Genomic DNA, 12,659 nt, shown 5'->3' with positions numbered 1-12,659 from the left:
GATACGGACACGCTGAAAGTTTGCGACCATTCGCAGGTGACGGACGGTCAGGGTCAACTGCGCTCCATCACCAGTGCGGCACTGCTGGTCGAGTTCTCGACGGCCCGCGGTCTGGCGCTGCCCCGCTTATTGCGGGACACCGGGATTCGCGAGAAGGACCTGGTGGACTCGACCGCGGAGATCACCCTCGGACAGGAACTGGCCCTCATGCGCAATGTGGTGGCCGGTGTCGGCGACGAGCCCGGTATGGGGCTGATGGCCGGATTGCTCTGTCATCCACCGAGTCTCGGCGTGCTGGGCTTCGCGCTCATGAGCTGCCCGACGGTGCGCGACGCGGTCGATCTGGCCCTGCGCTACGCCGATCTGTCCTTCACCGTCGCCCGGCATCACCTCGTCATCAATGGCGGGGAGGTGTCGATCGTGCGGGACGACAGCGGCGTCCCGCCGGAGGTGCGGCGCTTCGCGGTGGAGCGAGATGTGGCCGCCATCTGGACGATTCAGCAGGACGTCATGCCCATGCGGCCGCCGATCACCCGGGTGGCGGTGGCCTTCCCGCCGCATCCGGTCTACGAGATGTTCGGCGCCATGCTGGGTGTGGAAGAGGTGGTCTTCAATGCGCAGCGCTCGGTGGTGACCGGACCGTCCGGTATGCAGACTTTGCCACTGCCGCAAGCGAATGCGGCCACCGCCCGCTTCTACGAGCAGCAGTGCGCCGACCTCATGCAGCGCCGCAAGCGCCGCCGGGGCATCAGCGGTCAGGTGCGGCAGTTGCTGATCTCCCGCGGCGGGGTCGCCGATCAGGCGCGCATCGCGGCCGAACTGGACATCAGTGTGCGCACCCTGCGCCGCCGGCTCGCCGATGAGGGCACGACTTTCCGGGAGCTCTCCACCGAGACCGTCGGCCTGCTGGCCGAAGAGTTGCTGGTGGCCGGAATGACGGTGGAACAGGCCGCGATCCGCCTGGGATACGCGAGCGTCTCGGCCTTCACCTCCGCCTTCCGATCCTGGAAGGGACAGAGCCCGGGACTTTTCGCCCGGGAGAACCGCGGGCGCGTTTCCATTCGTGTCTGAGCGGACGCACCAGGGATTGTGCATTCGTGCGGCGGGCTTCCCGAGGTTTGCCCGAGTCGGCGCACGGTCCGCAAGCGGGCCCCGGAGGCTGACCGAATACCGAAGGGCCGCGACCGAAATCCGATCGCGGCCCGCCTGATTCGGCAAGTTTGTCTTGTTTATCCGGTGTAACTGAGCACCACATCGCCGAGGACGGGCGCGTCGTCGCGCTCGACCACGGTTGCCGCAATGGTCAATTCGCCCTCCGACTGCCAGATTCGGCTGCGAATGGTCTCGCCCGGGTAGAGCACGCCGGCGAAGCGGGCGCGGAAACCGGTCACCCGGGTCGCGTCCGAATTCAGCACGGCGTCGGTGGCCGCCTTGCACACCAGGCCGTAGGTGCACAGGCCGTGCAGGATCGGATCGGGGAATCCGGCATTCCGGGCGAATTCCGGATCCGAATGCAGCGGATTGCGGTCACCGCACATGCGGTACAGCAGCGCCTGCTGCGGCAGCGTGGGCGTCAGCACCTCGAAATCCGGTGCACGATCCGGCAATTCGGTCTTGGCGGACGGCCCGCGCTCGCCGCCGAACCCGCCCTCGCCCTTGGCGAAGATGGAAGACCGTGCGGTCCACAGCAATTCGCCGTCATCGCTGGTGGCGGTGTGCTCCTGCCAGATGACGGCCGCCGAGCCCTTGTCCCAGATCTCGGTGATGCGCCGCTCGAAGGTCGCCTTGCCGGACGCCGGAATCGGCCGGTGCACCACGATCTCCTGGCTGCCGTGCACCACCTTCGCGAGGTCGATATCGATGCCCGGGAACTTCACCTGCGGCGGCTCGGTCTCGTGGAAGAACGGCGCCACCGTCGCGAACGTCGGCAGCACCTGCGGCGCACGGTCGTCCAGGTAGCGCAGCTCGGCCGGATCGGTCCAGCGCGCGCCCGCGCCCAGCGCCAGGTGGTAGAGCTGCGGCTCGGCCGGCGACCAGCTGAACACCACCGTCGGCAACTGCGCGCCGAGCGCGATGTTCGGATCGATAGGCATGAAGTTCTCCTCGTATTCGGCGGGCGCCCGCCCACCAGCGGCGAGCCCCACTCTGCTCCGATAGTGCGGCCGCGGACCGCGCCGCGGCAAGAGCCACGCCCGCTCGGCGGGACAGCCGATCGCGGGGCATCCGGCGGTGCGGCCGACTCGGATCGGACGTGACGGCCCGCGGCGGGGTTCCGCTTCCGGCGCGCCGAGTGTGAGAGAGCGCGCCGGAAGCGGCGGTGTTCAGTTGTGCGGGGCCGCCGCGCCGCCGGGATAGAGCGTTCCGGCGGCGCGGCGGACGGGTCGGGCGCGGGTTCGATGTGACCCGGTACCGCGCCCGGACCCGGTCCCGAACCGGGTTGGGACGGTTCGGGACGACTGGGTGGCCTAGCTGCCGGACTTCGCCTTCGCGGCGGCGTCCAGGGCGGCCAGGTAGCCGAAGGTGATGGCCGGGCCGATGGTGGCGCCGGGGCCCGCGTAGGTGTGGCCCATCACCGGGGTGGAGCTGTTGCCGGCGGCGTAGAGGCCCTCGATGATCGAGCCGTCCTCGCGCAGCACCCGGGCCTCGTTGTCGGTGACCAGACCGCCCTTGGTGCCGAGGTCGCCGGGGACCATCTTCACCGCGTAGAACGGGCCGACCTCGAGCTTGTTCAGGCACGGGTTCGGCTTGATGGTCGGGTCGCCGTAGTAGCGGTCGTAGGCGCTGTCGCCGCGGTGGTAGTCCTCGTCCTTGCCGGTCTCGGCGAAGCCGTTGAAGCGCTGCACGGTATCGGCCAGGGTCTCGGCGGAGACGCCGATCTTCTCGGCCAGCTCGGACAGCGTCGGGGCGATGACGATCAGGTCGTTTTCCATCCAGCGGGACGGAATCCGCTGGCCAGGCTGCAAACCGGCGAAGATGTAGCGACTCCGGTAGCGATTGTCGAACACCAGCCAGCACGGCACGTTCTCGCCCGGGCCCTCACCCTGTCCATATTCGCCGCCGTACATGGTGTGCACGGCCTCGACGTAAGGAGCGGACTCATTTCCGAATCGCTTGCCGTCGTTGTTCACCATGATGCTGCCGGGCAGATTGCGTTCGGCCAGTGCGAACCACGGCTTGCCCGTGCCCTTGAACGTGGTCGGACCCCACCAGGCGTCCTCCATGAAATCGATGGCGCCGCCCGCCTCCATGCCCGCGCGGATGCCGTCGCCCTCATTGGCTTTGGCGCCGGTGGTCCATTCGGTGGTGATGGGCTCACGCTGGTACTTGTGCCGCATATCGTCGTTGTGCTCGAAGCCGCCGCTGGCCAGGATCACACCGAATTTGGCGTTGAACCGGACGGTTTCGCCGTGCTGCTCGGCCTCGACGCCGGTGACCACGCCGTTCTCGATGACCAGGGACTTCAGCGGAGTGTCCAGCAGCACCGGCACATTCGCGTCGATGAGCCCCTTGCGCATGCCCGCGATGATGGCCTGGCCCATGCCGACCAGCGCCTTGCCGGTGGCCTTGCCCCACGCCCAGCGCGCGCCGACCCGCATGACGCGGGCGATGCCGGAGGGGTGACGGCGAATCAGGTTGAGCTTCTTGAAGTCCGCCTGGGTGACGACCACGTTCAGCGGCGCCTTGCTGTAGGGCGGCTCCAGCTTGAAGCGCTCCTCGCCCAGGATCTTGGTGTCGAACGGCTTGGGCTCGCAGGAGCGGCCGTCCGCCTTGCCGCCCGGTGCCTCCGGGTAGTAGTCGGAGTAGCCGGGGACCCAGGTCATCTTCAGCGGCGAGTGGTCGAGCACGAAGTCGAAGGCCTCGGCGCCGCGGGCCAGGTAGGTGTCGATCTTCTCCTTGGGCACCACGTCGCCGATGATGCTGTACAGGTACGTCCGCGCCTCTTCGAGGTCGTCGCCGCGGCCCGCGGCCTTCAGCACCTTGTTGCCGGGAATCCAGACGCCGCCGCCGGAACGTGCGGTCGAGCCGCCGTAGTGCGCGGCCTTCTCGATGAGCACCGTGCGCAGACCGTGGTGTGCTGCGGTGAGGGCGGCGGTCATGCCGGCGGCACCGCTGCCGACCACCACGACGTCATAATCCCGATCAGTCATGTAGAACACGTTATAGAATCAATCCTGGTTTGGTCTATCTTGGTCTGGCAGATGGGACGGCTGAAGCGATGTTCTTCACAAAAACTCGTTTCAGTTTCTAGTCTCGTAACCGCGACCTGGAAGCTAACGCCCGGGTCTTGGCCACCGGCCGGCCCATCCAACTGGAAGGACAAAGCGTGCTGACCGACGCGCTACGGAGTGAACTGGCAGAAGAGCTCGCTGTCGCCGAGCGGGATCGCGTCGCGATCGACCCGCTGGTCGCGCGGTATCCGGATATCGACGTGGTCGATGCCTACGAGATCCAGCTGCGCAATATTCGCGGGCGGGTCGACGGTGGCGCCCGCGTCATCGGGCACAAGGTCGGACTCTCGTCCAAGGCCATGCAGCAGATGATGGGCGTCGACGAACCCGACTACGGGCATCTGCTCGCGGAAATGGAAGTCTTCGAAGACGTTTCGGTGGAATCGGCCAAGTACCTCTACCCGCGGGTGGAGGTCGAGGTCGCCTTCATTCTCGGCGCGGATCTGCCGGGCGAGGACTGCACCGAGGAGGACGTGCTCGCCGCGACCGTCGCCTACGCGCCCTCGCTCGAGCTCATCGACACCCGCATCAAGAACTGGAAGATCGCCCTGTGCGACACCATCGCCGACAATGCCTCGTCGGCGGGCTGGGTGCTCGGACCGGAACGGGTCGCGCCGGGTGAGCTGGACATCAAGAAGATCGACGCGACCCTGACCCGCAATGGCGAGGTGGTGGCCGAGGGCCGCTCCGACGCCGTGCTGGGTGATCCCACCATTGCCGTGGCGTGGCTGGCCCGCAAGGTCGCCTCGTTCGGGGTGCGCCTGAAGAAGGGCGACATCGTCCTTCCGGGTTCCTGCACCCGCGCCATCGACGCCCGACCGGGCGACGACTTCACCGCCGAGTTCGCTGGACTCGGTTCCGTCCACCTGCGTTTCGTCTAGCGCAGCCGTTTCAGCTGAGATAGAGACTTTCGAGTAGGAGAATGCCGTGACGGCAAGCAAAGTCACCGCCGCGATCGTCGGCTCCGGCAATATCAGCACCGACCTGCTGTACAAGCTGCTGCGCTCGGAGAAGATCGAGCCGCGCTGGATGATCGGCATCGACCCGGATTCCGAGGGCCTCAAGCGTGCTCGCGGCCTGGGCCTGGAAACCTCCGCGGAGGGCGCCGATTGGCTGCTCGCGCTGCCGGAGAAGCCGGACCTGCTGTTCGAGGCCACCTCGGCCTACGTGCACCGCGCGTACGCGCCGAAGTACGAGGCCGCGGGCATCCGTGCCGTCGACCTCACCCCGGCCGCGGTCGGCCCGGCCGTGATTCCGCCGGTGAACCTCGATTCGCTGCGGGATGCCCCGAACGTCAACATGATCACCTGTGGTGGTCAGGCGACCATTCCCATGGTGGCCGCGGTGTCGCGGGTCGTTCCCGTCGCGTACGCCGAGATCGTGGCCTCGGTGTCCTCGGTGTCGGCCGGGCCCGGAACCCGCGCCAATATCGACGAATTCACCAAGACCACCTCTAAGGGCGTCGAAACCATCGGCGGCGCACAGCGTGGCAAGGCCATCATCATCCTGAACCCGGCCGAGCCGCCGATGATCATGCGCGACACCATCTTCTGCGCCATCCCCGAGGACGCGGACCGCGATGCCATCGCCGCCTCCATCCACGAGATGGAGAAGTCCATCCAGGAATACGTGCCCGGCTATCGCCTGCTCAACGAGCCGCAGTTCGACGAGCCGTCGCTGGTTTCCGGTGGCATGGCGAAGGTTTCGATCTTCGTGGAGGTCGAGGGCGCGGGCGACTTCCTGCCGCCTTACGCGGGCAACCTCGACATCATGACGGCCGCCGCCACCCGCGTGGGTGACGTGCTGGCCGACCAGATCATTTCGGCTCGGGTGTAAGGAGTTTCATCTAATGAGCAATGTCCTGAAGCCCTACTCGGGCGAACTCGATGTGCGGGTCACCGACACCTCGCTGCGCGACGGTTCGCACCACAAGCGCCACCAGTTCACCGTCCAGGAGGTCCGCGATATCGTCGGCGCCCTGGACGCGGCCGGCGTGCCCGTCCTGGAGGTCACCCACGGTGACGGCCTCGGCGGTTCCTCGTTCAACTACGGTTTCTCCAAAACCCCTGAGCAGGAACTGATCAAGGCCGCCGCGGAGACCGCCAAGCAGGCCAAGATCGCCTTCCTGATGCTGCCCGGCGTGGGCGTCAAGGAAGACATCAAGATCTCGCAGGACAATGGCGCGAGCATCTGCCGCATCGCCACCCATTGCACCGAGGCCGACGTCTCCATCCAGCACTTCGGCCTGGCCCGCGAACTCGGCCTGGAGACCGTGGGCTTCCTGATGATGGCGCACAGCACCACTCCGGAGAACCTCGCCAAACAGGCCCGCATCATGGCCGACGCGGGCTGCGAATGCGTCTACGTCGTCGACTCCGCGGGTGCCCTTGTGCTGGACCAGGTCACGGACCGTGTCTCGGCCCTGGTCGCCGAACTCGGCAATGACGCGCAGGTAGGCTTCCACGGCCACGAGAACTTGGGCCTGGCCGTCGCCAACTCGGTGTACGCGGTCCGCGCCGGCGCCACCCAGATCGACGGCAGCGCACGGCGTTTCGGCGCGGGCGCGGGCAACCTCCCCGTCGAGGCCTTCATCGGCGTCTGCGACAAGCTCGGCATCAAGACCGGCGTCGACTTCTACGCCGTCACGGACGCCGCGGAAGACGTTGTGCGCCCGGCCATGCCGAGCGAATGCCTCCTCGACCGCCAGGCCCTGATGATGGGCTACGCCGGCGTCTACTCCTCCTTCCTCCGGCACGCCGAACGCCAGGCCGAACGCTACGGCGTCTCCGCCGCCGAGATGCTCGTCCGCGCGGGCAAGCGCAAGCTCGTCGGCGGCCAGGAGGACCAGCTCATCGATATCGCCCTGGAACTCCAGCGCGAAAAGGCAGCCGTCACCGCCTGACCTCCGAAGCAGCACCGATCCCCGCGGGATCAGTCGCCGGGCCGCAACCGAATTCGGTTGCGGCCCGGTGTTTTTCCGGCGTCGTGAGCAGTGTCGCGCACATCATGGCCGCCACCAGATCCTCGCGGGTCAGGCCGGGACAGTCGGTGAGGACCTCGTCGGCGCTCACTCCGGCGCGGAGCAGGTCCACGATGAGGGTGACGGGGTAGCGGGTGCCCTGAATGATGGGCTGTCCGTGGCAGACGCCCGGCTCGAGGGTGATGCGATGGAGGAAGGACATCCCCGAAGCCTAGGGACGGACCGTAATCGAACTCTGAGGTAGCGGTGACCCCGCTCTGTGAGGTTGGCCTAGGGTCGATGCATGGACGAGATCGTGATGTACGGGGCGGACTGGTGTGGCGACTGCCGGCGCGCGAAGGTCTGGTTCCGGGAGCACGGGGTGGCGTTCACCGAGGTGGATGTCGAGCAGGACGACGCGGCCCGGGATCGCGCGATCGAGCTGGCCGGTGGGCGGCAGAACATTCCGGTCGTCGTGTTCCCCGACGGCGCGGTGCTGGTGGAGCCGACCAATGCGCAATTGGCCGCACGTCTCACCGGCGATACGCCTGGATAAAAACACGAGATTTTCAGCCATTCAGAGTCTTGCCGCTGCTGCCTAACGTTGTCCTCGTTCGGTTCGCCGGAAACCCCCGGCGGACAAGCGGCAGAGGAGAAGACAATGCGCGCGGTGATCCAGCAGACCTTCGGCGGCCCCGAGGTACTGGAAGTGGTCGAGGTCGAGAAGCCGGCTCTGTTGTCGGGCGAGGTGCTGGTGCGGGTGCATGCCAGCGCGATCAATCCGGTGGATCTGGCGGTGCGGTCGGGGGCGTTCCCGCTGTTGGGGCAGCCGCCGTTCGGGGTCGGCTGGGATATCTCCGGTGTGGTCGAGGCGACGGGGCCGGGGGCGCGGTACGAGATCGGGGAAGAGGTCTACGGCATGCCGTTCTTCCCGCGGGCCGCCAACGCTTACGCCGAATACATTGCGGCGCCGTCCCGGCAGCTGGCGCGGAAGCCGAAGTCGATCGACCATGTCGAGGCCGCCGCACTGCCGCTGGCCGCGCTCACCGCCTGGCAGGGACTCGTGGACAAGGCCGGGGTCGGGGCAGGCGATCGGGTGCTGATCCACCGGGCCGCCGGCGGGGTCGGGCACCTGGCCGTCCAGATCGCCAAGGCGCGCGGCGCGTATGTGATCGCGCTGGCCAGTGCGGGTAAGCACGATTTCGTGAAGTCGCTCGGCGCCGACGAGGTGATCGATTACCGCACAACGGATTTCACCGAAGTAGTGAAGGATGTCGATATCGTCTTCGACTCCGTCGCGGACGGTGCGCGGTCGCTGTCGGTGCTGAAGCCGGGCGGAACACTGGTGACCATTCTCGAGCACGTGAACCCGGAGCTGGAGGCCACCGTGAAGGCGTCGGGCCGTCGCTTCGTCGGCATCTCGGTGGAACCGGACTACGCGGGGCTGGAGGCCATCGCGGAACTGGTCGACGCCGGTAAACTGCGTCCGGTCATCGCCGCCACACTGCCGCTGGAAGACGCGGGCAAGGCGCATGAGCTGGTCGCCGCGGGCGATACCGTCGGCAAGGTCGTGCTGACCGTCGGCTGACCCGCCGCACCGGAGAGGAGACCGGGATGGACGTTCTCAGTGAGGCATTGGCCTCGATGCGGACCGGTGCGCCCAATTCGGTGCGCACCGACGGGCGGGCGCCCTGGGGACTGCGGCTGCCGGCCACCGCGGGCGCCGGATTCCACGTGGTGCTGCACGGCACCTGCTGGATCTACCCGACGGAGCAGACCACCGCGCCGATCGCGCTCGGCCCCGGCGATGTGGTCTTCGTGCGGGACGGTTCCGGCCACCTCCTGGTGGACCATCCGGACACCCCGGCGCAGCTTCCGCAGCCGGAGCAGTACACCGCGCGCCCGCCGGTGGGCGCGCTGCAGATCGGCGGTGACGGCCCCGCCACCAGCCTGCTCTGCGGCAACTACCATCTCGACGGGCAGCGCCCGCATCCCTTGCTGCGGCAGCTGCCCGAGGTGGTCCATCTGCCCGCCCGGCACGGCCGCCATCCGGAACTGGCCGCCGCGATCCAGTTGCTGAGCGCGGAACTCGACAGCCCGCGCATCGGTTCCTACGGCATCGTGCCCGCGCTCATCGACTCGCTCCTGCTCTACATCCTGCGCGCCTGGGTGGAGGAGCAGCCGCAGTCGGAGGCGGCGGGATGGGCTGCGGCGCTGCGGGATCCGGCCGTCGCGCCGGCCCTGGAGGCCATGCACGAGGATCCGTCCGCGGGCTGGACCGTGCAGTCGCTGGCGGATCGGTCGGGTCTGTCCCGCGCCGCGTTCGCCCGCAAGTTCACGAGCATGGTCGGTGAGCCCCCGCTGGCCTATCTGACCCGCTGGCGGCTGACCACCGCGGCCCGGCTGTTGCGCGAGGACGATATTCCGGTCGGCGCCGTCGCCACCCGCGCGGGCTACAGCTCCGAATTCGCCTTCGGTAAGGCGTTCAAACGCGAATACGGCCTGGCGCCGGGACAATACCGGCGCCAGGCTCGTACGGCGGCCTGAAATCAGGCGGCGGAGTAGGGGCGCTGCGGCAGCCGCGACACCAGGGCGTCGAGTTCGGTGCGCCAGCGGCGGTGCACATTGAGGCGCTCCGGCTCCGCGGTATTCGGCAGCCGGTAGTACACCTTGGACCAGATCGAATTGATCTGCATATCGGCGAACTGCGCGGTCGAGAAGTGTTCGGCGGAAATGAAATTCGTGGGACGCCCGGTCCACTTGCTGCATTCGACGATGACCACGGACGTCTGGGTCAGCACGACGAAGTAGTACTTGCGCAGGAAGATCATGACGAGACGCACGTAGGGCAGATCGTCCACCCACGGGCTCGGTCCGGTGATGGCCTGGAAGGCGACCTGCATCTGCTCGCCGGGCGGCGCGAATTCGGTCATTTTCTCGGCGATTTGCTTCTGAATGGTAGATTTGCGGAATGCCATGATGGCCAACCCCCGTGGAAGAGAACACAATTCCGGCGCCACGGTGGCGGCGGAACGCACCGACCCTAACCAAAGGGCCCGAGCGGATCAAATCATCCGCTCGGGCCCTTTTCGATTGCTAGCGTTTCGCTTACAGCCAGGTGTCCAATGTGGTGGTCGTGAGGAAATGCTCGAGGTCGGCGCGCCACGGGGCGGGCGTCGACTTCTCCGGTTCGATGGCGGTGTACTGCCCGCGATAGAAGAGCAGGGGCCTGCCGGAGTCCTTGGACTCCGACAGGGCCTGTACTCGGCCGATCACGATGTAGTGATCGCCGCCGTCGACGACCCTGTCCACAGTGCACTGGATCGTGGCCAGGGCGTCGTCGAGGATCGGGACGTTCAATTCGCCTGTGCGCCAGCTGACTCCGGCGAACTTGTCCGGTTCCCGGGAGCCGAACCGCGCGCACACCGGCTGCTGTTCCTCGGCCAGCATGTTCACGCAGAACTTGCCGTTCTTCTCGATCGCCGCCCAGGAACGCGATTCCTTGGTGGGGCAGAAGAGAATCAGCGGCGGATCGAGGGACAGCGCCGCGAACGACTGGCACGCGAAGCCGATCGGGTTGCCGTCACCGTCGAGCGTGGTGATGACGGTGATGCCGGTGCAGAACGAGCCCAGCGCATTCCGGAAGGCGCGAGGGTCGATCACGGGATCCGTCGTTGTCATGGCCGCCTACTTGAACCCGACCGTGAAGTCGTGACCCCACAGCGAGACCGCGGTGGATTCCCGCGCGATCCACGAGTGATCGTCGACTTCCAAACCCTCGCAGCCGAATTCGATATCGAATCCGCCCGGCGTCTTCATGTAGAACGACAGCATCTTGTCGTTGATGTGCCGGCCCAGCGTGGCCGACATCTTCACCTTCTTGCGAATGGCGCGGTCCAGGCAGAGCCCGACATCGTCGGAGTTCTCCACCTCGACCATCAGGTGCACGATGCCGGTCGGATTGGGCAGCGGCAGGAACGCCAGCGCGTGATGCCGCGGATTGCAGCCGTAGAACCGCAGCCAGGCCGGATCGCCGTCGGCCGGGCGGCCCACCAGCTGCGGGGGCAGCCGCATGGAGTCACGCAGCCGGAAGCCCAGCACATCCTGGTAGAACGCCTGCGCCGCGGCATCATCCGTGCAGGTGAGCACCACGTGGCCCAGGCCCTGCTCGGCGGTCACGAACTTGTGGCCGTAGGGGCTGACGAACCGGCGGCCCAGGTACTGCGCGCCGTAGAAGGCCTCCAGCGTGTTGTCGGAGGGATCCTGGAATCGGATCATGCCCTCCACGCGGCGCTCGTCGAGCTCCTCCTTGGTGCCCTCGGTGAACGCCACCCCGTTCTTGGACAACGTCTCCCGCAGCCGCTGCAGCGCGGGCGCGTCGGTGACCTCCCAGCCCGAGACCAGCAGCCGGTCCTTCTCACCGGGCACGATCACCAGGCGCGCGGCGAAATCGTCCATACGCAGGTAGAGCGCATCCGGGTTGGCCCCGCTGCCCTCCATCATGCCGAGCACCTTGAGCCCGTACTCGCGCCAGGCCGCCATATCGGTGGCCTCGATGCGCATGTACCCGAGCGCCTTGATACCCATCGTCACTTCTCCTTGACGCCGAGCAGGAAGTCCGTTGCCAGGCGGTTGAATTCGTCGAACTTCTCCAGTTGCGCCCAGTGCCCGCAGCCGCCGAAGACGTGCAGCTGCACCCGCGGCACCATCTTCAGTGCTACGAGAGCACCGTCGATCGGGTTCACCCGGTCCTCGCGACCCCAGATCATGAGTACAGGTTGCCGCAACTTGAAGGCGTCGCGCCAGATCATGCCCTTGGCGAAATCCGGTCCGGCGAAGGATTTGCCCATGGCACGGGTGGCGGCCAGGGACTCCGGCTGCGAGGCCGACGCGAAACGCTCCTCGACGAGTTCCGGCGTGATCAGCTTCTGGTCGAAGACCATGATGCGCAGGAACGCCTCCAGGTTCTCCTTCGTGGGTTCGAAGTTGAACTTGGACAGCAGTTTCACGCCCTCGGTGGGGTCCGGCGCGAACAGGTTGGTGCTGAGCCCGCCCGGGCCCATGAGCACCAGCTTGCCGGCCCGCTCCGGGTAGTCCAGCGCGAACCGGGTGGCCGCTCCGCCGCCGAGCGAATTGCCCAGCAGGTGCACGCGTTCGGTGATGCCGAGGGTGTCGAGCAGATCGTTCAGGGCCGAGGCCGAGTGCACGAAGTACTGCGGGTGCTCGGTCGGCTTGTCGGACAGCCCGAAACCGGGCTGGTCGACGGCGAGGACGTGAAAGTCCTTGGCCAGCACCGGAATGTTCCTGGCGAAGTTGGACCAGGACGACGCGCCCGGTCCGCCGCCGTGCAGCAGCACGATGGTGGGGCCGTTGCCGACCCCGGCCTCGTGGTAGTGCAGCTTCAGGTCCGGCCGCACCTGTGCGTAGCGCGAGGTGGATTCGAAGGTGATCTCTCCGACAGAGGTCATCGG

The 12,659-nt window shown here is 67.1% G+C and carries 14 protein-coding genes; 7 read left to right on the top strand and 7 right to left on the bottom strand.

The window, feature by feature from the left end:
- Positions 1-36 precede the first annotated feature (36 nt).
- Positions 37-1,071, top strand: a complete 1,035-nt coding sequence (locus ACH438_RS14820) for an AraC family transcriptional regulator (RefSeq protein WP_397005234.1) — start codon at positions 37-39, stop codon at positions 1,069-1,071.
- Positions 1,072-1,229: 158 nt separating this feature from the next.
- On the opposite strand, the gene ACH438_RS14815 is transcribed toward ACH438_RS14820, so the two are convergent.
- Positions 1,230-2,093, bottom strand: coding sequence for a MaoC/PaaZ C-terminal domain-containing protein (locus ACH438_RS14815; RefSeq protein ID WP_397005232.1), 864 nt, complete (start codon positions 2,091-2,093; stop codon positions 1,230-1,232).
- Between the two features lie 372 nt (positions 2,094-2,465).
- Positions 2,466-4,157, bottom strand: a complete 1,692-nt coding sequence (kstD, locus tag ACH438_RS14810; RefSeq protein WP_397005230.1) for a 3-oxosteroid 1-dehydrogenase — start codon at positions 4,155-4,157, stop codon at positions 2,466-2,468.
- A 167-nt stretch (positions 4,158-4,324) separates the two neighbouring features.
- On the opposite strand from kstD, the gene ACH438_RS14805 reads away from it, so the two are divergent.
- From ACH438_RS14805 to dmpG, 3 genes are read left to right on the top strand one after another with little or no spacing between them, the layout of a single operon-like run.
- Complete coding sequence (locus ACH438_RS14805; RefSeq protein ID WP_397005228.1) at positions 4,325-5,110, top strand: 2-keto-4-pentenoate hydratase; 786 nt, start codon at positions 4,325-4,327, stop codon at positions 5,108-5,110.
- Positions 5,111-5,156: 46 nt separating this feature from the next.
- Complete coding sequence (locus ACH438_RS14800; RefSeq protein ID WP_397005226.1) at positions 5,157-6,065, top strand: acetaldehyde dehydrogenase (acetylating); 909 nt, start codon at positions 5,157-5,159, stop codon at positions 6,063-6,065.
- 13 nt (positions 6,066-6,078) lie between these two features.
- Positions 6,079-7,131, top strand: a complete 1,053-nt coding sequence (gene dmpG, locus ACH438_RS14795) for a 4-hydroxy-2-oxovalerate aldolase (RefSeq protein WP_397005224.1) — start codon at positions 6,079-6,081, stop codon at positions 7,129-7,131.
- Here the strand turns inward: dmpG and ACH438_RS14790 are convergent.
- On the bottom strand, positions 7,121-7,411 hold the full coding sequence (locus ACH438_RS14790) for a DUF433 domain-containing protein (protein ID WP_397005222.1): 291 nt from the start codon (positions 7,409-7,411) through the stop codon (positions 7,121-7,123). The genes dmpG and ACH438_RS14790 overlap by 11 nt on opposite strands.
- 81 nt (positions 7,412-7,492) lie before the next feature.
- Here ACH438_RS14790 and ACH438_RS14785 point away from each other — a divergent pair, with 81 nt between their 5' ends.
- The 3 genes from ACH438_RS14785 (at position 7,493) to ACH438_RS14775 (ending at position 9,735) form a co-directional block, all read left to right on the top strand.
- On the top strand, positions 7,493-7,744 hold the full coding sequence (locus ACH438_RS14785) for a glutaredoxin family protein (protein WP_397005220.1): 252 nt from the start codon (positions 7,493-7,495) through the stop codon (positions 7,742-7,744).
- A gap of 105 nt (positions 7,745-7,849) precedes the next feature.
- Positions 7,850-8,776, top strand: a complete 927-nt coding sequence (locus ACH438_RS14780) for an NADP-dependent oxidoreductase (RefSeq protein WP_397005218.1) — start codon at positions 7,850-7,852, stop codon at positions 8,774-8,776.
- A gap of 26 nt (positions 8,777-8,802) precedes the next feature.
- Positions 8,803-9,735: an AraC family transcriptional regulator gene (locus ACH438_RS14775; RefSeq protein ID WP_397005216.1), complete on the top strand. Its 933-nt coding sequence runs from the start codon at positions 8,803-8,805 to the stop codon at positions 9,733-9,735.
- A gap of 2 nt (positions 9,736-9,737) precedes the next feature.
- On the opposite strand, the gene ACH438_RS14770 is transcribed toward ACH438_RS14775, so the two are convergent.
- The 4 genes from ACH438_RS14770 to hsaD form a co-directional block, all read right to left on the bottom strand.
- The gene (locus ACH438_RS14770; RefSeq protein ID WP_397005214.1) at positions 9,738-10,121 is read right to left on the bottom strand and encodes a hypothetical protein; all 384 of its coding nucleotides are present in this window, start codon (positions 10,119-10,121) and stop codon (positions 9,738-9,740) included.
- 175 nt (positions 10,122-10,296) lie between these two features.
- A complete protein-coding gene (gene hsaB, locus ACH438_RS14765) occupies positions 10,297-10,869 on the bottom strand; it encodes a 3-hydroxy-9,10-secoandrosta-1,3,5(10)-triene-9,17-dione monooxygenase reductase subunit (protein WP_397005212.1) in 573 nt (190 codons plus the stop codon).
- Between the two features lie 6 nt (positions 10,870-10,875).
- Positions 10,876-11,775, bottom strand: coding sequence for an iron-dependent extradiol dioxygenase HsaC (gene hsaC / locus ACH438_RS14760; protein WP_397005210.1), 900 nt, complete (start codon positions 11,773-11,775; stop codon positions 10,876-10,878).
- Positions 11,776-11,777: 2 nt separating this feature from the next.
- Complete coding sequence (gene hsaD, locus ACH438_RS14755) at positions 11,778-12,656, bottom strand: 4,5:9,10-diseco-3-hydroxy-5,9,17-trioxoandrosta-1(10),2-diene-4-oate hydrolase (protein ID WP_397005208.1); 879 nt, start codon at positions 12,654-12,656, stop codon at positions 11,778-11,780.
- Between the last annotated feature and the right edge of the window lie 3 nt (positions 12,657-12,659).

This window comes from Nocardia sp. NPDC020380, assembly GCF_044386975.1.
GTDB lineage: Bacteria > Actinomycetota > Actinomycetes > Mycobacteriales > Mycobacteriaceae > Nocardia.
This window is presented reverse-complemented; position numbering and strand designations above follow the sequence as displayed.